Consider the following 20,614-nt stretch of genomic DNA (forward strand, 5'->3'; position numbering starts at 1 on the left):
CCCGCTATTCCCCCGCCAGTTCCACCCGCACCGCGCACACCTTGAACTCCGGCATCCGCGACACCGGGTCCAGCGCCGGGTTCGTCAGCGAGTTGGCCCGGCCCGCGCCCGCCCAGTGGAACGGCATGAACACCGTGTCCGGCCGGATCGCCGTGCTGATCAGCGCCGGCGCCACGGCCCGGCCGCGCCGGGAGAGAACCGCGACCGGGTCGCCCTCGTCGGCGCCCACGCGGGCGGCCAGCTCCGGGTGCATCTGCACGTACGGCCCGGGGGAGGCCGCGTTCAGCTCGCTCACCCGGCGCGTCTGGGCGCCCGACTGGTACTGCGCGAGCACCCGGCCCGTCGTCAGCCACACCGGGTACTCCGCGTCCGTCTCCTCCGCCGCCGGCCGGTGCTGCACCCCCGAGAACCGGGCCCGCCCGTCCGGCGTCGCGAACCGGTCGAGGAACATCCGCGGCGTCGGCTCCCCGCCCTCCGGGCACGGCCAGAACACCCCGTCCTCCGCCTCGATCCGCTCGTAGGTGATCCCCGAGTAGTCCGCCTTCCCGCCGGCCGACGCCCGCCGCAGCTCCGCGAAGACCTCCTCGGCCGCCACCGGGAACCCGGCCGCCCGCGCCGGCGCCAGCCGCTCGGCCAGCCCGCGCAGCACGTCGAGGTCGCCGCGTACGCCCGGCGGCGGGTCGACGGCGCGGCGGCGCAGCAGCACCCGGCCCTCCAGGTTGGTGAGGGTGCCGGTCTCCTCGGCCCACTGCGTGACGGGCAGCACGACGTCCGCGAGCGCCGCGGTCTCCGACAGCACCACGTCGGCGACCGCCAGGAAGTCCAGCGACCGGATCCGCTGCTCGACGTGCGCGGCGCGCGGCGCGGAGACCACCGGGTTGGAGCCCATGAGCAGCAGCGCCCGGATGCCGTCGGGCCCGGGGGCGCCGAGGGCGTCGAGCAGTTCGTACGCGCTGCGCCCGGGCCCCGGGAGCGTGTCCGGGTCGACGCCCCAGACGGCGGCGACGTGGGCGCGGGCGGCGGGGTCGGTGAGCATGCGGTAGCCGGGGAGCTGGTCGGCCTTCTGGCCGTGTTCGCGCCCGCCCTGCCCGTTGCCCTGGCCGGTGAGGCAGCCGTAGCCGGAGTGGGGGCGGCCGGGGCGGCCGGTGGCCAGGCACAGGTCGATCCACGCGCCGACGGTGTCGGTGCCCTTGGCCTGCTGCTCGGGGCCGCGGGCGGTGAGGACCATGGCGGACTCCGGCGCGCAGAACAGCTCCACGGCCCGGCGCAGTTGCGGTACGGGCACGCCGGTGATCCGCTCGACCAGCTCCGGCCAGTGGGCCATGGCGGTGGCGCGGGCGGCGGGCCAGCCGGTGGTGCGGGCGGCGATGTAGTCGTCGTCGGTGCGGCCCTCGGCGATCACGAGGTGCAGCAGGCCGAGGGCGAGCGCGAGGTCGGTGCCGGGGCGGGGGGCGAGGTGCAGGTCGGCCTGCTCGGCGGTGCGGGTGCGGCGCGGGTCGACGACGACGAGGGTGCCGCCGCCCGCGCGCAGTTCAGTGAAGTAGCGCAGCGCCGGCGGCATGGTCTCGGCGGGGTTGGCGCCGACGAGGACGACGCAGCCGGTGCGGGGGATGTCGGCGAGGGGGAAGGGCAGGCCGCGGTCGAGCCCGAAGGCGCGGTTGCCCGCGGCGGCGGCGGAGGACATGCAGAAGCGGCCGTTGTAGTCGATCTGGGAGGTGCGAAGGACGGTACGGGCGAACTTGCCGAGCGCGTACGCCTTCTCGTTGGTCAGCCCGCCGCCGCCGAAGACCCCGACGGCGTCCGCCCCGTGCCCCTCCCGGGCGCGGGCGAGGCCGGCGGCGACGCGGTCGAGCGCCTCGGGCCAGGACGCGGGGCGGAGCGGGGCGGCGGGGTCGTCGCGTACCAGGGGCTCGGTCAGGCGGGCGGCGGAGGCGAGGACGGCGGGCGCGGTGCGGCCCTTGCCGCACAGGGCGCCGCGGTTGACGTCGAACGCCGCGCGCTCCCGCACGACGAGCCCGCCGTCCTGCGCGGCGCCGCCTGGTCCGAGCGTCATGCCGCACTGGAGGGAGCAGTACGGGCAGTGCGTGTCGACGGTCATGCGCCAGAGGATGCGGGACGGATGTCACCCCTGGTGGACGGGGGTATTACGGGACGGGTTCGCCGTCCTCAGCGGGGGGCGGCTACGGGCGTGAGCAGCCGTCAACACGGCGACGCGGCGGCGAAACAGGGGCGCAACGGAGACGGGGCAGGCTCGTGGCATGACGGCGACTTCACCGCCCCCGGGGACCGCGGCAGAGCTGATGACCAGGATCACCGCCGAGCTGAGCACGCGGCTGGCGGCGGTGGGCAGGGAGCGGGGAAGCCCGGGGTTTCCCGTGCTGGTGGCGGTGGCGCACGGCAGCAGGGATCCGGAGGCGGTCCGTACGGTACGGGCCCTGCTGGCGGGTGTACGGGAGCTGCGGCCGGAGGTGCCGCTGCGGCTGGGGCACGTCGAGCTGAACGCGCCGCTGCTGCGCGACACGCTGGGGTCGCTGGCGTCGACGGGGGGCGACGCGGTGCTGGTGCCGCTGCTCTTCGGGCGGGGCCACCACGTGACGGAGGACATCCCGGAGGCGGTGCGGGTGGCGACGGCACGGCCGGGCACGCCCGACGTCCGCGACCGCCCCGCCCCCGCCGCCGAGCGCACCGGCCTCGGTACCGCCACCGACCGCCCGGCCATCGGCCACCCCGCCCCCGCCCCCGCTCCCCCGCTCTCCGCCCGCGTCGCCGCCCCCCTCGGCCCGCACCCCCTCCTCGCCGACGCGCTCGCCGACCGGCTGACGGAAGCCGGCTGGCGCGGCGGCGACGGGGTGGTGCTCGCCGCCGCCGGGTCCCGCGCCTCCCGGTCGGCGGCCGACACCGAGGCCACCGCCGCACTGCTTGCCGCCCGGCTCGGGGTGCCGGTGCTGCCCGCGTACGCCTCGGCCGCCGCGCCGACCGTCGCGGAGGCGGCCCGTACCCTCGCGGCCCGCGGCTGCCGCCGTGTCGGGGTGGCCTGCTGCTTCACCGCCCCGGGCCTCTTCGCCCGCCGCACGGCGGCGACGGCCCGGGGCCTGGGGCTCCCCGTCGCGGCGCCGCTCGGCGCGCACCCGGCGCTCGCGCGGCTCGTACTCCACCGCTACGACGAACAGCTCGCGGTCCTCGGCACCCCCACCCGCACCGCAGCCTGAACACCCCCCACGCCCTCCCGGCCCGCGGCCCCCTCCACCCGCACCCGGCCCCCCTCTCGAACCCCATCGCCACGACGACCCGCCCCACCCTCGACACCCCCGCCCGCACCACCGCCTGAAGACCCACCCACCCCCTCCCGGCCTGCGGCAATGAGGCCGCCGTAAACACTCCATAGGCGCCGAAACGGAATCTCCGGCAACCTCGGTGGCCCGGTTCAGGGCGCGGGTCAAGGAGTGGCGGACATGACCGAGGCGAGGGTGCGGCCGAACGAGACCACGGTGCGAGCCCGAGGAGCTGGAGTACGGCGGCTCGAAGAGCCTCACGGGCCTGGCCAGGGCCCTCGACAACGCCCGGATCTTCAGCGAGTTCAAGAACGAGGACCGCACCGCCCTGCGGGTCCTCACCACCGCCCTGCGCGGGCACGGGCCCGGCGCCCCGCCGGTGGACGTGGCCCGTACGCTCGCCACCCTGATCGAGCTGGCCGCCGCCCTGGAGGAGACCGACGGGGTGGCCGAGTGGCGTCGCCGGCTGGCCGCACTCGACCTCACCGACGCCGAACGCCGCCGGGCCGAGGAGGGCCTGCGCAACGCCGAGGACCTCCGCCTGTGGGACGCGCCCTGAGGCCGCGCACGGTTACGGCGGCCGGCGGTCAGCTCCGCGTAACCGGCTCGTTCATGCTCCGTCAACCTCGCAGCTCTATGGTGCGAAGGCGGCCCGCGGGCGGCTGTCCCGGGCTCCCCCACCTCAAGGAGTGGATGGTCGTGGAGCGCCGTTCTTTCCTGCGCGGAGCGGTCGTCGGCGGATCGGCGGCGGCGTTCGGCGGCAGCCTGTGGCGGGGGTCGGCCGCGGCGGATCCCGCACAGCCGGGGGCCGGACCGTACGGGGCGCCGGGGGCGGCGGACGGGCACGGGATCCGGCTGCCGCAGGGCTTCACCAGCCGGGTCGTGGCGCGCTCCGGGCAGCAGGTGGCCGGTACGTCGTACACCTGGCACCCGGCGCCGGGCGGCGGCGCCTGCTTCGCGGACGGCGCCGGCTGGATCTACGTCTCCAACTCCGAGGTCACGCCCTCCGGCGGCGCCGGCGCGATCCGCTTCACCGCCGCCGGCGAGGTGGCGGGCGCGTACCGCATCCTGTCCGGGACGCGGCAGAACTGCGCGGGCGGGAAGACGCCGTGGGACACGTGGCTGTCGTGCGAGGAGGTCGACCGCGGCTACGTCTACGAGACCGACCCCCGGGGCGCGAACGCCGCGGTGCGCCGCGACGCGATGGGCCGGTTCAAGCACGAGGCGGCGGCCGCGGACCCGGAGCGGCAGGTCGTCTACCTCACCGAGGACGTCTCCGACGGCTGCTTCTACCGCTTCCGTCCGACCACCTGGGGGTCTCTGTCGGCGGGCACGCTGGAGGTGCTGCGGATGGGCTCGGGCACCTCGGGCCCGGTGACGTGGGCGCCGGTGCCGGACCCGGGCGGCGCGTCAACGGCGACGCGGCACCAGGTCGCGGGCGCCAAGCGGTTCGACGGCGGCGAGGGCTGCCACTATTCGAGCGCCGAGGGCATCTGCTGGTTCACCACGAAGGGCGACGGCCGCGTGTGGCGGTACGACGCGGCGGCGCAGACCCTGGACCTGGCGTACGACGACTCCCTGATCCCCGGCGGCGCCCCGCTCACCGGCGTGGACAACGTCACCGGCAGCCGCGCCGGCGACCTCTACGTCGCGGAGGACGGCGGCAACATGGAGATCTGCCTCATCACCCCGGACGACGTCGTCGCCCCGTTCCTGCGCGTCGACGGCCAGGGCGGCTCCGAGATCACGGGCCCGGCCTTCACGCCGGACGGCACCCGCCTGTACTTCTCCAGCCAGCGCGGCCCCGCGGGCAGCTCCTCGAACGGCATCACCTACGAGATAACGGGCCCGTTCCGCGCCTGACGCCGCCCCGCCCGCGCCCCGCCCCGCTCACAGGGGGTTCTTCCACAGCCGCACCGCGCGGTCCTTGCGGTCGCCGCCGGCGACCAGCTTCCCGTCCTCGCTGAAGGTCACCTCCTCGACCACGCCCTTGCCCTCGTCCTTCACGCCGTCCTCGTCCCCGTCCTCGCCGGTCGCCAGCAGCGCGCGCGGCCTGCGGTCGGCGACGTCCCACAGCAGCACGCCGCCGCCGAGGGCGGTGGTGGTCGCGAGGCTCCTGCCGTCCGGGCTGAACTCCACATCGGTGACGGCGGTGAGGTGGTCGTTGCGCAGGACCCCCTTCTTCCGGCCCGTCCGCACGTCCCACAGCCACACCTCGCCGTCGGGGTGGCCGACGGCCAGGGTGCTGCTGTCCGGGCTGATCGCCGCGGCCGTCGCTTCGCGGGGCTGGTCGAGGACCTTGCGCGGGCCGTCCTGGCCGTACGGTTCCGGGTCGAGCTTCGCGACGTTCCAGAGCTGCGCGGTGTCGTCGCGGCCGGAGTTGCTCTCGGAGTCGTCGCCCGCCGAGGCCACCGTCTTGCCGTCCCGGCTGTAGGCGAGGGCGGTGACGGCCGACTTGTGGTCGAAGTACGCGACGACGTCGTCCGAGCGCTCGGCGGGGTCGAACAGGTACACCGAGCCCGTTCTGCTGCCGATGGCGAGGAGCTTGCTGTCCGGCGAGAACTCCACGCTCTCACCGCCCAGGTGCAGGTAGTTGAGCGGCCGGCGCGTGGTCATGTCCCACAGCCCGGTCGCGCCGTGGTCGGTGCCGGTGGCGAGGAGCTTGCCGTCCGGGCTGAAGGCGACGTTGCCGACCCCGAACACGTTGCCGCGCCCTTCCCCGTCCCTGCCCCGGTCGTCCTGGGTGAGGGCGGCGCGCTGCCTGCGGCGGGCGACGTCCCAGAGCCGGATCTTCCCGTCGTCGCCGACGGTGGCCAGCGTCGCGCCGTCCGGGCTGAAGTCGATGCCCGCGGGGCCGGCGGCCCGGGCGGGGAAGGCGAGGGTGCCGGTGGGCTCGTAGGTGTCGTAGGGGGAGTCCGCCTGCGATGTGCCGGAGTCGCCGGAGCCGCCGGAGGGCAGGAGGACGGCGACCAGGACGATGGCGAGGACGACGGCGACGGCCCCGCCGACCAGCAGCGCCAGGGGCGCGAAGGTGCCGGTGCGGACGTCGGGGTCCGGAGGGCGGGGCACGGCGGCGGGGGCGGGGGCGGCCGGGGCGGCGGCGGTGCGGGTGGCGAGGTCGTGCGGGCCGGACGCGGCGGGCCCGGCGGGGGTCGCGCCGGCCCCGTCGAGCGCCGTCGGGTCGGCGGACACCGTACGCTCCGCGTCCCCCCGGCCCGGCTGCCCGACCGGCCCCGCGGCGCCGGGAGAGGCGCCCGGCGCCGGCACGGCTATGACCGTCGCCGGGTGCCCGCCCGCGCCCGCGCCTGCGGCCTGGCGGCACCGCTCGATGACCTCGGCCGGGGCCGGCCGCCGCTCGGGGTCCTTCGCCAGACAGGCGGCGGCGACGTCCCGTACGGACTCGGGGCAGCCGCCGAGGTCGGGCTCCTGCTCCAGGATCCGGTAGACCACGGCGTGGTCCGTACCGCCGCCGAAGGCGTGCCCGCCGGTGGCGGCGAAGTGGGCGACGCCGCCGAGGGCGAAGATGTCGCCGGCCTCGGTGACGCTCTGCCCGCGGATGTACTCCGGCGCCATGTAGGCGGGGGTGCCGGCGCGTACGCCGGTGGCGGTGACCGCGGTGAGGTCCGCGGCGCGGGCGATACCGAAGTCGATGACCTTGGGCCCGTCGGCGGTCAGCAGGATGTTGGAGGGCTTGAGGTCGCGGTGGACGACGTCGGCGGCGTGGATGGACTGAAGCGCCTCGGCGACCCGGGCGATCAGGGCCAGCGCCGCGTCGGCGGGCAGCGGCCCGCTCTGGGCGACCGCGTGCTGGAGGGAGGGCCCGGGCACGTACGCGGTGGCGAGCCAGGGCTCGTCGGCCCGGAGGTCGGCGTCGACCACGGGCACGGTGTAGAGGCCCTGCACCCGCCGGGCGGCGGCGACCTCCTGCGCGAAGCGTTTGCGGAACGCGGCGTCGCCCGCGTACTCGCGGTGGACGACCTTGACCGCCACCGCGCTGCCCGCGGGCGTACGCGCCAGGTAGACGCGGCCCATCCCGCCGGTGCCGAGCACCGCCTCCAGCCGGTACGGGCCGGCCACGGCGGGGTCGGCGGCCCCCAGCGGCCGGTGCGGCGGCGGGGCCGTCGGCCACCCGGGCTCGCCCGCACGGGCGTGCGGCACCGCCGGCCGGCCGTCGTCCGGTCGGGACATGGCCTTCTCACCCCCCGGTGGTCTGCCGACCACCTCGCCAACTCCGGTCCGCCACCCGCGGCCCCGTTCGAGCGAGCGACAGCGTAACGAACCCGCGCCCGCCCGACAGCGCTCAGGTGCGACGCCCGCGCCCCGCCCTCTCGGACCCGCACCGCGCCCTCGGCCCCCTCCCTCCCGGCCCGGAAATTCCGGCGCACTGCGGGTACGTCTCGACGGGCGCGCCGGATGCGGCGCACATACCCTGGTCGAGCGCGTGCGCGTAGCGCGGTCGGGGGCCCTGGCATGTCCGATGGAAGGTGACCCATGAAGATCGCAGTCATCGGCGGAACCGGCCTGATCGGGTCGCAGGTCGTGCAGAAGCTCGACGCGGCCGGACACGAGGCCGTGCCGCACGGGCTGTCCACGGGGGCGGACGTGCTCACCGGCCAGGGCCTGGCGGACGCGGTCGCCGGCGCCGACGTCGTCGTCAACCTCACGAACTCCCCGACCTTCGACGACGCCTCCCTCGCCTTCTTCCGGACGTCGATGGACAACATCCTGGCCGCGAGCGACCGGGCCGGGGTGGGGCACGCCGTCATCCTGTCGATCGTGGGCGTCGACCTGGTGCCCGGCCTGGACTACTACCGGGCCAAGACGCTCCAGGAAGAACTTCTCAAGGCCGGCCCGATCCCGTACTCCATCGTCCGCGCCACGCAGTTCATGGAATTCATGGCGGCGACGCTGTCCTGGACCACCGAAGGCGACACCGTCCGCCTCCCCACCACCCCGCTCCGGCCGATCGCCGCCCGGGACGTCTCCGACGTGGTCGCCGAGGTCGCCGCGGGCACCCCCCTGAACGGCACCCTCGACATCGCCGGCCCGGACGTCTTCCCCCTGGACGAACTCGGCCGCATCACCCTGGCCGCCCGCCCCGACGGCCGCTCGGTGGTCACCGACGACACCGCCGGCATGTTCGCCGCGGCCCCCGGCGACGCCCTCCTCCCCCAGGCCGACGCCCGCATCGCCCCCACCCACTACCGCGACTGGCTCACCTGAACTGAGAGGGGACGCCCGCCCCCTGCGTCCGCCCACCCTCGTCCGCACCGGCACAACCCACTCGGCCACGCACGACCGCACCCGGCACCTCACCTCGGAGCGCCGGGCGCCGGCGCGTCTGCGGCCTGCCGTGTTTCCAGATCACCGCACTACCGTGCGCGTCGGCACGGTCACGAAGAAGCACACGAGAGGGGAGCGCCATGGCGCGCCGGATTCGCTACCCGGAACCGATCCCAAGGTCGGGGAGTGCCCAGCGCTGTACGAGGACGTGGACACGGGCGAGGTCATCATCCGCCGCCGGCACGAGGTGAGGGGCGGCGCCCCCGCACGGGCGCCGCCCCTCGGGAACCGGTCTGCCGTCGGGTGAGGGTCAGGGCAACGCCGACGGTGGCCGGGGGTTCAGGAGGCGGGGTGCGGCTTCTTGCCGTTCGGGGCCGCCGCGCCGTTCTGTGCCGCCGCCGCGCGGGCGGCTTCCAGGCGGGCCACCGGGATGCGGAACGGGCTGCACGAGACGTAGTCCAGGCCCACGTCGTGGAAGAAGTGCACCGACTCCGGGTCGCCGCCGTGTTCGCCGCACACGCCCAGCTTCAGGTCCGGCCGTGTCGCCCGGCCGGCCCGCACCGCGTCGCGGACCAGCGCGCCGACGCCGTCCTTGTCGATCGTCTCGAACGGGGAGACGCCGAAGATGCCCTTCTCCAGGTACGCGGTGAAGAAGCTCGCCTCCACGTCGTCGCGGGAGAAGCCCCACACGGTCTGGGTGAGGTCGTTGGTGCCGAACGAGAAGAAGTCCGCCGACTCCGCGATCTGACCCGCCGTCAGCGCCGCCCGCGGCAGCTCGATCATCGTGCCCAGCGTCACCTTCAGCTCCACCCCCCGCGCCGCCTCGACCTCGGCGATGACGGCTTCGGCCTCGTCGCGTACGAGTTCCAGCTCCTGCACCGTGCCCACCAGCGGGATCATGATCTCCGCCCGCGGGTCGCCCTTCGACTCCAGGCGCTGGGCCGCCGCCTCCGCGATGGCCCGTACCTGCATCGTGAACAGCCCCGGGATCACCAGCCCGAGGCGCACGCCGCGCAGGCCCAGCATCGGGTTCTGCTCGTGCAGCCGGTGGACGGCCTGGAGGAGGCGCAGGTCGTTCTCGTTGTGGTCCTTGCGCGACTCGGCGAGCGCGACCCGTACCGACAGCTCCGTGATGTCCGGCAGGAACTCGTGCAGCGGCGGGTCGAGCAGCCGCACCGTCACCGGCAGCCCGTCCATCACCTCGAAGAGCTGCACGAAGTCCCGCTGCTGGAGCGGCAGCAGTTCCTTGAGCGCCGCCTCGCGCTCCTCGTCGGTGTCCGCGAGGATCAGCCGCTCGACCAGCTCGCGCCGCTCGCCGAGGAACATGTGCTCGGTGCGGCACAGCCCGATGCCCTGTGCGCCGAAGCGGCGGGCGCGGGCGGCGTCGTCGAAGTTGTCGGCGTTGGCGCGGACGCGCAGCCGGCGGATGCGGTCGGCGTACGACATGAGGCGGTGCACGGCGACGACGAGTTCGTCGGCGTCCTCGGCGCCGGCGTGCATGCGGCCCTCGAAGTACTCCACGACCGGGGAGGGCACGACCGGCACCCGGCCGCGGTAGACCTTGCCGCTGGAGCCGTCGATGGACACGACGTCGCCCTCGTCGATGACCTCGCCGCCGGGTGCGGTGAGCTGCCGCCGCTTGGTGTCGACCTCCAGTTCCTCCGCGCCGCACACGCACGTCTTGCCCATGCCGCGGGCGACGACGGCGGCGTGCGAGGTCTTGCCGCCGCGGGAGGTGAGGATGCCCTCGGCGGCGATCATGCCGTCGAGGTCGTCGGGGTTGGTCTCGCGGCGGATGAGGATGACCTTCTCGCCGGAGCGCGACCACTTCACGGCCGTGTACGAGTCGAAGACCGCCTTGCCGACGGCGGCGCCCGGCGAGGCGGCGATGCCGCGGGCGAGCCGTTCGCCCTTGTGGCCGTTGTCGAACCTGGGGAACATCAGTTGCGCCAACTGCGCCCCGTTGACGCGCTGGAGCGCCTCGGCCTCGCTGATGACCCCCTGGTCGACGAGTTGTACGGCGATACGGAACGCGGCGGCCGCGGTGCGCTTGCCGACCCGCGTCTGGAGCATCCACAGCTTGCCGCGCTCGATGGTGAACTCGATGTCGCACAGGTCGCGGTAGTGCGTCTCCAGCGTCTCCATGATCCGCATCAGCTCGTCGTACGACGTCTTGTCGAGGTCCTGGAGCTTGGCGAGCGGCACGGTGTTGCGGATGCCGGCGACGACGTCCTCGCCCTGGGCGTTCTGGAGGTAGTCGCCGTAGACGCCCTGCTGGCCGCTGGCGGGGTCGCGGGTGAAGGCGACGCCGGTGCCGGAGTCGGGGCCGAGGTTGCCGAAGACCATGGAGCAGATGTTGACGGCGGTGCCGAGGTCGCCGGCGATGCGCTCCTGGCGGCGGTAGAGCTTGGCGCGCTCGCCGTTCCAGCTCTCGAAGACGGCCCGTACGGCCAGGTCCATCTGCTCGCGCGGGTCCTGCGGGAAGGGGTGGCCGGTCTCCTTGGCGACGATGTCCTTGAAGACGCCGACGAGGGCTTCGAGGTCGGCGGCGTCCAGCTCGACGTCGGTGGCGACGCCCTTGGCGCGCCTGGCGTCCTCGATGGCGTTCTCGAACAGCTCGCCGTCGATGCCCTGCACGGTGTTGCCGAACATCTGGATGAGGCGGCGGTAGGAGTCCCAGGCGAACCGCTCGTCGCCGGCCTGGGCGGCGAGGCCCGGGAGGCAGGCGTCGGACAGGCCGATGTTGAGGACGGTGTCCATCATGCCGGGCATGGAGAACTTGGCGCCGGAGCGTACGGAGACCAGCAGCGGGTCGTCCGCCTGGCCGAGCTTCTTGCCCATGCGCTTTTCGAGGGCGTCGAGGTGGGCGCTGACCTCGTCGCGCAGCGCGGGGGGCTCGGCGCCGCTGGCGAGGTAGACCTTGCACGCCTCGGTGGTGATGGTGAAGCCCGGGGGGACGGGCAGGCCGAGGTTGGTCATCTCGGCGAGGTTGGCGCCCTTGCCGCCGAGGAGGTCCTTGAGGTCCTTGTTGCCCTCGTGGAAGTCGTAGACGAACGTGGTCGCGCCCGCCTTCTTCGCGGACGCGGACCCCCGTGCGGGGGACTTCTTCGAGGCCGTCGCCTTCTTCGCTGGCTTCTTCTTTTCCGGCACGGGATCGACTCCTCGTGTGGGACCCCTGGCGGGGAGCTGCCCTGACGGCGAGGAACATACCCAGATCGAAGGCTCCAAGGGATGAGGCGTTGACGATCACGAGGGGTTTCGGCCCTCGTACCTGGGATCCTGCCGGCGACCGGGAGCCGCGCCCCTTCTTCACTTCTCTTAACGACGATCCCGGACGGGCGGGTATCGGCAAGCCGGGACGGGTCATCCGCGTTACGGAACGCAGTTGTGCCTTCGAGTGGTGAAGGAATCCGGATGGCACTCAGTGCCGCGCATACGAGAGATGATGCCCACATTTGAGCGCTCATTTGAGCGTAAGCCCTATCAAGCGTGGCAAGAATCACGCGATCGGATGGGCTTCATCTCATCATGTGGACACGTCACCTTGACATAACGCGGGCCGGCGCGGTGTGTGGCCCGAGCGGCGCCGGGGACACACGGGGCGTGCTCCCGCAACATGCTTGCGTGCGACCCCGGTTCTGCTTGTCGACCCGACAGAGGCGCGCTAGTTTTGCGTGCCGACCAGACGTAATGACGGGATGACACCTCGCTGAGGAGGCGCTCGCATGAGCGGCGCGGAACACCGGCTTCTTTTCCACGGCGGGGCCTTCGCCGCCGTCGCCCACTCCGGGGACATCACCGGGGCGCGCGGGACCCGGCCGGACGGCTTCTTCCTCGGGGACACCCGGCACCTGAGCCGCTGGCAACTGACGGTCGACGGCGCCGTGCCGACCCTCCTGGCGTCCCGGGCGGGGCCGGACGGCCCGGCCACCGCCCACTCCGCGCTCGTCCCGCCCACCGCCCGCGACGAGCCCCCGCCGCACACCGTCTTCCGCGAGCAGCGCGTCACGGGGGGCGCGCTGGTCGACGTCCTGCGCATCACCGGAAACCGCGCGGATCCCGAGAAGCTGTGGCTGGCCCTGACGGTCGACGCGGACTTCGCCGACCAGTTCGAGTTACGGGCCGACCACCGCGTCTACGGCAAGCCGCACGCGGTACGGGGCCGGGAGGTGCTCCCGGACGGCGTGGAGTTCCGCTACCGGCGCGGGGGCTGGCAGGCCCGTACGACGATCACGGCGGACCCGCCGCCGGACGCGGTGGAGGAGACGGGCAGCGGCGCACGGCGGCTGGTGTGGCGGCTGGCGCTGGAGCCCCACGAGACCATCGAGGTGACACTGCGTGCCGCAGCGGTGGCGAACCCGGGGACGGGAGCGGCCGATCCGGGCCCGGAGGCGGCAACGGAGCCCGCGGAAGCGGCAGTCGGCGCGGTACGGACCGCGGCCGGGAACACGGCCCCGGCCAGAGCCCCGGCCGGGGCAGCGGCGGCGGGGGCCGGGCACACGGCGGTCGGCACGGTCCCGGCAGATGCCCCGGCCCCGGCACCGGAGGCCGTGGACGCGGCGGTCGGCGCCGCAGGCGCGGCGCCCCAGGCCCGTACCGCCGCGCCCCTGACCGCACCCGCACCCACCGCGCACACAGCCCCGCACCCCACCACCCCCACCCCCGACCTCTCGCCGCACCTCACCCGGGCCGCCGAGCAGGGGCTCACCGACCTCGACGGCCTCCTCATCCCCGCCACCGGACCGGACGGGGAGGCGCTTCAGGTGCCCGCCGCAGGCGTCCCGTGGTTCCTCGCGCTCGTCGGCCGGCACGCGCTCGTGACGTCCCTGTTCGCGCTCCGCCACCGCCCCGCACTCGCCCACGCCACGCTCCTCGCGCTCGCCGCGACCCAGGCGGGGAACGCGGACGGCGAGCCGGGGAAGATCGTGCACGAGGTACGCCACGGCGAGCTGGCCCACTTCGGGCAGGTGCCGTACGGGCGTTACTACGGCGCCGTCGACACCACCCCCCTCTTCCTCGTCCTCCTCGGCGCGCTCACCGAGCACACCGGCGACGACAAGCTGGCACGCCGCCTGGAGCCGCAGGCCCGCGCCGCCGTCGAGTGGATGTTCCGCGACGGCGGCCTCGCCGAAACCGGCTACCTCCGCCACCGCCCCGACGACGCGGGCCCGGCCGACCAGAGCTGGCGCGACTCCCCCGGCGCCCTGTGCGCCGCCGACGGCACCCGCGCCACCGGCGCGATCGCCGCCGCCGCGCCCCAGGGCTACGCCTACGCGGCCCTCACCCACACCGCCCGCCTCGCCACCACCGCCTGGGCGGACCCGGCACTCGCCGCCCGCCTCGCCGCCGCGGCCGACGACCTGCGCACCAGCTTCCTCACCGACTTCTGGCTACCCGGCCCCGACTTCCCCGCCCTGGCCCTCGACGGCACCGGCCGCCCCGCCGACGCCCTGGCCTCCGACGCGGGACACCTGCTGTGGACCGGCCTGCTGGACCCCGACCGCGCCCGCCGCGTGGGCCGGCGGCTGCTGGAGCCGGACTTCTTCTCGGGCTGGGGCGTGAGGACCGTGGCCGCGGGCCAGGGGGCGTACCACCCGATGGCGTACCACCGCGGCAGCGTGTGGCCGCACGACAACGCGATCCTGGCCCTCGGCCTGGCCCGCTACGGCCTCCACGAGGAGGCCCGCACGCTCGCCGCGGCCCTCACCGCCCTGGCCGCGCAAGCCGCGTACCGCCTCCCGGAAGCCATCGGCGGCTACCCCCGCACCAACCAACCCACCCCGGTCCCCTTCCCCCACGCCTGCACCCCCCAGTCCTGGTCCGCCACCACCCCCCTGGCCCTGCTGACGGCACTCGCGGAGGCGCGGGAGCCATAGATCGACGCCCGGGTGCCACGGAGGACATCGGCACCCTCAGGCGCCGGCCGGGCGCGCCCGCCCCGACGTGAACTCGCCGAGCCGTTGCCGGCTGGCGACGGTGAACGGGTGGTCGGCTCCCAGGCTGCGTTCCCGCCTGGCCAGCACATCCGTCATGATCTCGATCCCCTCGGCCACGTGGCCCCGCGCGACCAGGATCCGGGAAAGCAACTGGCGGGCGGAGAGGGTGACCACGTAGTCGGGGCCGAAGCGCCGCAGATACGCCTCGGTAACCAGGCGCGTCTCCTCCTCCGCCGCGTCGAAGCGGCCCAGTCGGTACAGCGTCCAGGCGCGGTTGTGGCGGGCGCCCAGGGTGACGGTGTGGTCGGGGCCCAGGATCCGCGTGCATTCCTCCGGCAGGGACAGCAGCTCGCCGCCGTCTTCCACGGCGACGTCCGCCGCCGGCAGCAGGACCAGCAGGTTTGCGCGGGAGCGCAGCGTCAGCGGGTGGTCGGCACCGAGAACCCGTCGCCTGCCGGCCACCGTGGACCGAAGGAGTGCGACTGCCTCGTCGCGCCTGCCGAGATTCCCGAGGACGATGTGCAGGCCGTGGCCGCTGTCCAGGGTGTCGGGATCGTCGGCTCCGAGGGCCGCCTCCTGGACCGTACGGGTGCGGCCGAGGAGCTGTTCGGCCTCGGCGTACCGGCCCAGCCGGAAAAGCGCCCGGCCGGCCCGGGATCGGGCGCCCAGAACGAGACGGTGGTCCGGGTCCAGCCGGCGCTCACCGAGGTCCGCGGCGGTGCGGGCGGTCTCCCAGGCGGCCTGGTAGTCGCCGGTGCGGTGCAGGGCGACGGACAGCCGGGTCGCTGCGGCCAGCGCGTCGGCAGCCATGCGCGGATCGGCGCCGCGCCGCAGCAGGGCGAGCACGTGGGGCACCAGCAGCCGGTAGCGCGGTTCGTACGGGCCCGCGTCGGGCACCGCGGGCACGGCGGCGTCGAGCAACCGGACCGCCGTGGCGTCAAGCGGCGGCACCTTCTCCGCCGGAGTCGCCGCGGCAACGCTGTCGAGCAGCACCCCGTGGCTCTGCGCACAGCGGATGCCGACGTCGACGAGTTCGGTCAGCGACTGGTCGAGCAGTGCCCGCAGCGCGGTTTCGCAGCGGTCGCGTGGCAGGACGCCGCCGATCTCGCCGTGGTCGAGCAGCGACAGCGGTAGTGGCTCGGGCGAGAACCGCGCGAGGAGCCTCAGCAGCGCGGTCGCCTCCGGCAGGCCGCGGGCCTCGAAGGCGTCGAGTGTCAGTTGCCAGGTGAGGCCGACCAGGTGCCGGGGGTCCTGCGGCGACAGCGGGTCGGCCCCCCGGTCGATGAGCTCGACGCCTTCCCTTTCGTCGAGACGGCGCTCGTACGTCTCCATCGACCAGGGGTCGAGGACCTGCTGCGACAGGAAGCCGCCCGCCAGCGTGAGGGCGAGCGGCAGCCGCCCCAGCCGCTCCGCGATCCGGTCGGCCTCCTGCTGTGTGCCGCTGTGCGGGGCGAGGTCCCGCAGCACCCGGGCGGCGTCCTCGCGTGGCAGTACGCCGATGTGCTGGAGCTCGGCCCCCGGCCACCAGCGGGCGGCCGAGCGGCGTGTGGTCACCACGACCGTGCCGCGGGGGCTGGTGCGCAGCCAACTGCCGTCGCGGAGGATCTCGGGTTCGTCGGCGTTGTCGAGGACGAGCAGCCAGGGCTCCGCGGAGCTGTCGAGGTACTGCCAGACGAGGTCGGCGGCCGGGCGGAGACCACCGCGGGCGGCCAGCAGTTCGCCGTCGCGTGCACCCCGGTCGGCGGCGACGGCGAGCATCCCGGCACGCAGGCTTGAGCGGTCGGAGGCGCTGACCCACAGGCCGGCCCGGCCGCATTCCTCGGTGGCCAGTTGGAAGAGCGTGTACGCGACCGCCGTCTTGCCGCACCCGCCCATGCCGTACAGCACGTAGACCTCGCCGCCCCGCTCCGCCGCCACGCTCGCCCGCAGCCGCACGAGGACCTCGGCGCGGTCGCGCAGGACGACCGGAGGCCGCCCGACCGCCGGACGGCGTACGGAGTCGGGGCCGCCGGGTCCGGCGGACTCGTCGCCGCGGTGGTGGTGTTCGGTGATGTGCTGGTCGCCTGACGCCTGGTAGACACGGCCACGGTCCTCGGCGCGGCCGTCCATCCCGCCCGTCATCGTTCGGCGATGTGCTGGTCTCGTCCGGCCTGGTGGATACGGGCGTGCCCGGACGCGCGAGCGTGCTGAACGACCGCGCTGCCCGGCACACCCGGCGGTTCGACTTCGTCGAGAAGCGCGCGCAGTTCCGCGGCGACGTCGGGCCGGGCGACGAGCAGGCGCCGCAGCCGTCCTTGCCACTCGGCGTGCAGTTCACCGAGCGTCTCCCGGTCCCCGGCGGCTTCGGCCGCGAGGGCATCGTCGCGAGTGGCTTCCAGTTCGGCGGCGACCGTCTCGGCACGGTGCGGCTGCATACGGTGCCATAGCTGCGTGATTCCGTCTCGGGTGCGCTGCCAGGCGTCGGTTGTCATCAGCGTGACCAGCGTGATTCCAGCGCTCTGCGCGAGTAAGGCTGCCTCCGGGTCCACGGTTCCCCCTGCCTCGAACGACAAGTCTTGGGACGGTATGACAAATGACAGATAATTGTCGTGCTGACCGTGCCATTTTACGATCGCTCATCATCGCGTGCCAGGCCGCATGGCGCAACAAAAGATCGAGCGGCCGTCGTCAATCTGTCCTATTACGGCGTCGCCGACCGCGGCGTCCGATGCTAGGGTCTCGTCGCCCGGATCCGGTACAGCGAATGGAGACTGTCATGGCCAGGCCGTGGGAAGCTGATCCGGCGACGACATTCAAGCGGCGCCTGGGAAAGTCGCCGCAGGAGTTAGGAAATACGACTCACGACCCCGACTGCCCCGATATCTGGGAACTCGCGAACGGCGACATCGCCGTCATCGGCCGCGACCTCACGGATTCCCTGGGCAGAAAGCTGCCGCCCGGCGTCTCCGTCGGTACGGACGAACGGCTCGTCGTCATCCCAAGAAACATGCTGATCGCCGCGAAACAGGACATCCCGAGTGTTTGACTCCTTCCCCTCCGGTGTCTCAGAGCGCCTGGACCGCCCCACGTACCACGCGGACTTCCAGCGGGTGTTCGCCAGCGGAATCCGCCACATGAACAAGCTCGAACGCGGGCAGAACTTCAAAGAGCGCGGATTCGCCAGTTGGGAAGCCTTCGCGGCAGGCCAATGGGATCGTGCAGTGTCCCTCGCCCAGGAAAGACGCGAGGTCTACGCAGAGCAATTTCAGGAAGCTGCCCGGCGCAGAATTCTTCAGCGGCGCCTCCGTGTCGTCGAGTTCCCGGTGACCCCATACGTGCAGTGGGAGTTCCACGTGCTGCGCCTTCGCGTTGAACTGGGTGACAACATCAGAGTCCTGGACGCCCGTAAGATCGCGGACATCGAGAAGGACCGCCCCGTACCCGAAGTGGTGATCCTCGGGGACGTCGCCATGTACGAGGTGCTCTACGACGACGACGGGAACGCGATGGGGTGCCGTCGCTTCACAGATCGCGTGCTGATCCAGGAGACCTCCGCGGGGTTCGACGCCCTGTACGAACGCGGAGACGGATTCCACGACTTCTTCGACAGGGAGATCGCCCCTCTCGCCCCGCCCGCGGACGCCTGAGGTACGGCGATGAGTCCGGGGGGTCCGGGGGGGTCCTAGTGTCGAGATCCCTTGGCGAGGAGGACTTCCCATGCGCAGCGTGACCTACTCGATGGCCATCTCCATCGACGGTTTCGTCACCGGGCCCGACGGCGGGTTCGACTGGGCGGCGCCCAGTGAGGAGGTGTTCCGGTTCTCCATGGAGGAGATCCGCGACGTCGGCGTGCACCTGATGGGGCGGCGGCTGTACGAGACGATGCTGTACTGGGAGACCGCCGAGCGGGACCCCTCGCTCAGCGACGACATGCGGGAGTGGGCCGCGCTGTGGAATCCGCTGCCCAAGGTGGTGTTCTCCCGCACGCTCACCGCGGTCGAGGGCAACGCGCGGCTGGCCACCGGCACGCTCGCCGAGGAGATCGCGCGGCTGCGGGCCGAGCCCGGCGAGGGCGACATCGCGATCGGCGGTGCGACGCTCGCCGCCGAGGCGGGGGCGCTGGGGCTGATCGACGCGTACCGGGTCAGGGTGTACCCGGTGCTGGTCGGCGGCGGCGCGCCGTTCCACCCCCGGCACGAGCGCCGCGAGGACCTCGAACTCGTCGAGACCCGCACCTTCGCCTCGGGCGTCGTCTACCTCCACCACCGCGTGGTGCGCTAGCCGCCCGCGGCCGTGCCCCACGGGCCTTCGGGGGCGAGGGTGGCCAGGACCGCGGGCAGGTGCGGGGGTTCGAGGGGGTCCGGGAGGGCGGGGATCTCCGGCCAGGGGACCCAGGCGTGGCCGGCCAGGGTGACCTGTTCGTCGGGGAGGAGGCCGCCGCGGCGCAGCGGGGGGCGGTCGTCGGCGTAGCGGGCGAGGAAGAAGTGCTCGGTGCCGACGAAGTGCGTGCCCTTCCAGTGGAAGTCGCGTTCGACGGGCACCCCGCGGTCCAGCACGGCGGCGGGGTCGAGGCCGGTCTCCTCGGCGAGTTCGCGGCGGGCGGCGGCGAACGGGGTCTCGTCCGGTTCTATGCCGCCGCCGGGCGGCTCCCAGATCAGGGCGCCGTCGAAGGGGTCGCGCCAGCGCAGCAGAAGAATCCGCTGGGCGGCGTCGAGGCAGATCACCCGCGCGGCGGGCCGATGCGTCGTGTCCACCACCCCGAGGCTAGCCGCCGGGCGGGACGCGGGGGATGCGGGGCGGACCCGCCGGGCGCGGACTCGCACCGCCGGGCCCCGGACCCGCATCGCCGTGTGCGGTGCGCGCCGCCCGGCGGCTCCCGGTCGGCAGGCCGGCCCGTGCGGCGCCAGCGGCGAGGGCCCGGGGGCGCAGTCCCGGTTTCGGGGAGGGCGGGGACCCGCCGTACCGCGCCCCCGCGCGGCTCAGCCGCCCGACGTGTCCAGTTCCGCGCCCGCGTCCACCTGCGCGCACTCGTACGGGTCCGCCAGCCACCCCTCCGGCAGCACCACCTTGTTCCGCCCCGCCGTGCGCCCCCGCGGGCCGTCCGCACCCGCGGGCCACGGCTGGTCCAGGTCCAGGGTGCCCAGCAGGTCGTCCAGTTCGGCCAGCGACCCGGCCATCGCCATCCGGTGGCGTACGTCCTTGCCCACCGAGAAGCCCTTCGTGTACCACGGCACGTGCTTGCGGAAGTCGATGACGCCGCGCCGCTCGTCGCCGAGCCACTGCCCCAGCAGCTCCGCGTGCCGCAGCATGACCCCGGCGACCTCCTTCAGCGCGGGCCGCGCGTACGAGACCGGGCCCACGCCCCGCTCCGGCCCCGCCTCGGGCTCCGCGTCGAACGCCGCCACCAGGTCTCCGAAGAGCCACGGCCGCCCCAGGCAGCCGCGCCCGACCACCACCCCGTCGCACCCGGTCTCGCGCACCATCCGCAGCGCGTCGTCCGCCGACCAGATGTCCCCGTTGCCCAGCACCGGGATCTCCGGCACGTGCTCCTTCAGCCGCGCGATGGCGTCCCAGTCCGCGGTGCCGCCGTAGTGCTGCGCCGCCGTACGTCCGTGCAGGGCGATGGCGGTGACGCCCTCCTCGACCGCGATCCGCCCGGCGTCCAGATAGGTCAGGTGGTCGTCGTCGATGCCCTTGCGCATCTTCATCGTCACCGGCAGGTCGCCCGCGTTGCGCACGGCCTCGCGGAGGATCGCGCGCAGCAGGTTCCGCTTGTACGGCAGCGCGGAGCCGCCGCCCTTGCGGGTCACCTTGGGCACGGGGCAGCCGAAGTTGAGGTCGATGTGGTCGGCGAGGTCCTCGTCGGCGATCATGCGGGCCGCGCGGCCGGTGTACGCCGGGTCCACGCCGTAGAGCTGGATGGACCGCGGCTTCTCGGTGCCGTCGAAGTGGACGAGCCGCATCGTCTTGGCGTCCCGCTCGACCAGCGCCCGCGTCGTGATCATCTCGCTGACGAACAGGCCCCGGCCGCCGGAGAACTCCCGGCACAGCGTGCGGAACGGCGCGTTCGTGATCCCCGCCATGGGCGCGAGCACCACGGGCGGGGAGACGGTGTGCGGGCCGATCTTCAGCTCGGACATGCGG

At 74.0% G+C, this 20,614-nt stretch carries 15 protein-coding genes; 8 read left to right on the top strand and 7 right to left on the bottom strand.

The features are described from left to right. Positions 1 to 4: 4 nt before the first annotated feature. Positions 5 to 2,098, bottom strand: a complete 2,094-nt coding sequence (locus QBL21_RS26945) for a molybdopterin oxidoreductase family protein (RefSeq protein ID WP_407564824.1) — start codon at positions 2,096 to 2,098, stop codon at positions 5 to 7. Positions 2,099 to 2,258: 160 nt separating this feature from the next. Between QBL21_RS26945 and QBL21_RS26950 the strand changes: the two genes are divergently transcribed. The 3 genes from QBL21_RS26950 (at position 2,259) to QBL21_RS26960 (ending at position 5,135) form a co-directional block, all read left to right on the top strand. Next, the gene (locus tag QBL21_RS26950; protein ID WP_407564825.1) at positions 2,259 to 3,209 is read left to right on the top strand and encodes a sirohydrochlorin chelatase; all 951 of its coding nucleotides are present in this window, start codon (positions 2,259 to 2,261) and stop codon (positions 3,207 to 3,209) included. 442 nt (positions 3,210 to 3,651) lie between these two features. Next, the gene (locus tag QBL21_RS26955; RefSeq protein WP_407564826.1) at positions 3,652 to 3,831 is read left to right on the top strand and encodes a hypothetical protein; all 180 of its coding nucleotides are present in this window, start codon (positions 3,652 to 3,654) and stop codon (positions 3,829 to 3,831) included. A gap of 140 nt (positions 3,832 to 3,971) precedes the next feature. Beyond that, positions 3,972 to 5,135: an alkaline phosphatase PhoX gene (locus tag QBL21_RS26960; RefSeq protein ID WP_407564827.1), complete on the top strand. Its 1,164-nt coding sequence runs from the start codon at positions 3,972 to 3,974 to the stop codon at positions 5,133 to 5,135. 27 nt (positions 5,136 to 5,162) lie between these two features. Here QBL21_RS26960 and QBL21_RS26965 read toward each other — a convergent pair whose 3' ends face one another. Next, positions 5,163 to 7,460, bottom strand: a complete 2,298-nt coding sequence (locus QBL21_RS26965; protein WP_407564828.1) for a WD40 repeat domain-containing serine/threonine protein kinase — start codon at positions 7,458 to 7,460, stop codon at positions 5,163 to 5,165. Between the two features lie 303 nt (positions 7,461 to 7,763). Between QBL21_RS26965 and QBL21_RS26970 the strand changes: the two genes are divergently transcribed. After that, a complete protein-coding gene (locus QBL21_RS26970; RefSeq protein ID WP_407564829.1) occupies positions 7,764 to 8,495 on the top strand; it encodes an SDR family oxidoreductase in 732 nt (243 codons plus the stop codon). 399 nt (positions 8,496 to 8,894) lie between these two features. Here QBL21_RS26970 and ppdK read toward each other — a convergent pair whose 3' ends face one another. Then, positions 8,895 to 11,705, bottom strand: a complete 2,811-nt coding sequence (gene ppdK, locus QBL21_RS26975) for a pyruvate, phosphate dikinase (RefSeq protein WP_407564830.1) — start codon at positions 11,703 to 11,705, stop codon at positions 8,895 to 8,897. A gap of 575 nt (positions 11,706 to 12,280) precedes the next feature. Here ppdK and QBL21_RS26980 point away from each other — a divergent pair. Beyond that, entirely contained in the window at positions 12,281 to 14,431 is a 2,151-nt protein-coding gene (locus QBL21_RS26980; protein ID WP_407564831.1) for a glycogen debranching N-terminal domain-containing protein, read from the top strand. A 36-nt stretch (positions 14,432 to 14,467) separates the two neighbouring features. Here QBL21_RS26980 and QBL21_RS26985 read toward each other — a convergent pair whose 3' ends face one another. After that, complete coding sequence (locus QBL21_RS26985) at positions 14,468 to 16,612, bottom strand: tetratricopeptide repeat protein (protein WP_407564832.1); 2,145 nt, start codon at positions 16,610 to 16,612, stop codon at positions 14,468 to 14,470. After that, positions 16,609 to 17,019: a hypothetical protein gene (locus tag QBL21_RS26990; protein ID WP_407566570.1), complete on the bottom strand. Its 411-nt coding sequence runs from the start codon at positions 17,017 to 17,019 to the stop codon at positions 16,609 to 16,611. Before QBL21_RS26990 ends, QBL21_RS26985 begins: the two co-directional genes overlap by 4 nt. A gap of 227 nt (positions 17,020 to 17,246) precedes the next feature. Between QBL21_RS26990 and QBL21_RS26995 the strand changes: the two genes are divergently transcribed. The 3 genes from QBL21_RS26995 (at position 17,247) to QBL21_RS27005 (ending at position 18,751) form a co-directional block, all read left to right on the top strand. Beyond that, the gene (locus tag QBL21_RS26995; RefSeq protein WP_407564833.1) at positions 17,247 to 17,516 is read left to right on the top strand and encodes a hypothetical protein; all 270 of its coding nucleotides are present in this window, start codon (positions 17,247 to 17,249) and stop codon (positions 17,514 to 17,516) included. After that, positions 17,509 to 18,117: a DUF6879 family protein gene (locus tag QBL21_RS27000; RefSeq protein WP_407564834.1), complete on the top strand. Its 609-nt coding sequence runs from the start codon at positions 17,509 to 17,511 to the stop codon at positions 18,115 to 18,117. Before QBL21_RS26995 ends, QBL21_RS27000 begins: the two co-directional genes overlap by 8 nt. A gap of 70 nt (positions 18,118 to 18,187) precedes the next feature. Next, positions 18,188 to 18,751 (top strand): dihydrofolate reductase family protein, encoded by a 564-nt coding sequence (locus QBL21_RS27005; protein ID WP_407564835.1) that lies wholly within the window; start codon positions 18,188 to 18,190, stop codon positions 18,749 to 18,751. On the opposite strand, the gene QBL21_RS27010 is transcribed toward QBL21_RS27005, so the two are convergent. Beyond that, positions 18,748 to 19,224: an NUDIX hydrolase gene (locus QBL21_RS27010; protein ID WP_407564836.1), complete on the bottom strand. Its 477-nt coding sequence runs from the start codon at positions 19,222 to 19,224 to the stop codon at positions 18,748 to 18,750. The two genes, QBL21_RS27005 and QBL21_RS27010, sit on opposite strands and share 4 nt — an antisense overlap. 225 nt (positions 19,225 to 19,449) lie before the next feature. Beyond that, positions 19,450 to 20,610, bottom strand: a complete 1,161-nt coding sequence (gene dusB, locus QBL21_RS27015) for a tRNA dihydrouridine synthase DusB (protein WP_407564837.1) — start codon at positions 20,608 to 20,610, stop codon at positions 19,450 to 19,452. Between the last annotated feature and the right edge of the window lie 4 nt (positions 20,611 to 20,614).

This window comes from Streptomyces sp. 184, from assembly GCF_045781775.1.
Taxonomy (GTDB): domain Bacteria; phylum Actinomycetota; class Actinomycetes; order Streptomycetales; family Streptomycetaceae; genus Streptomyces.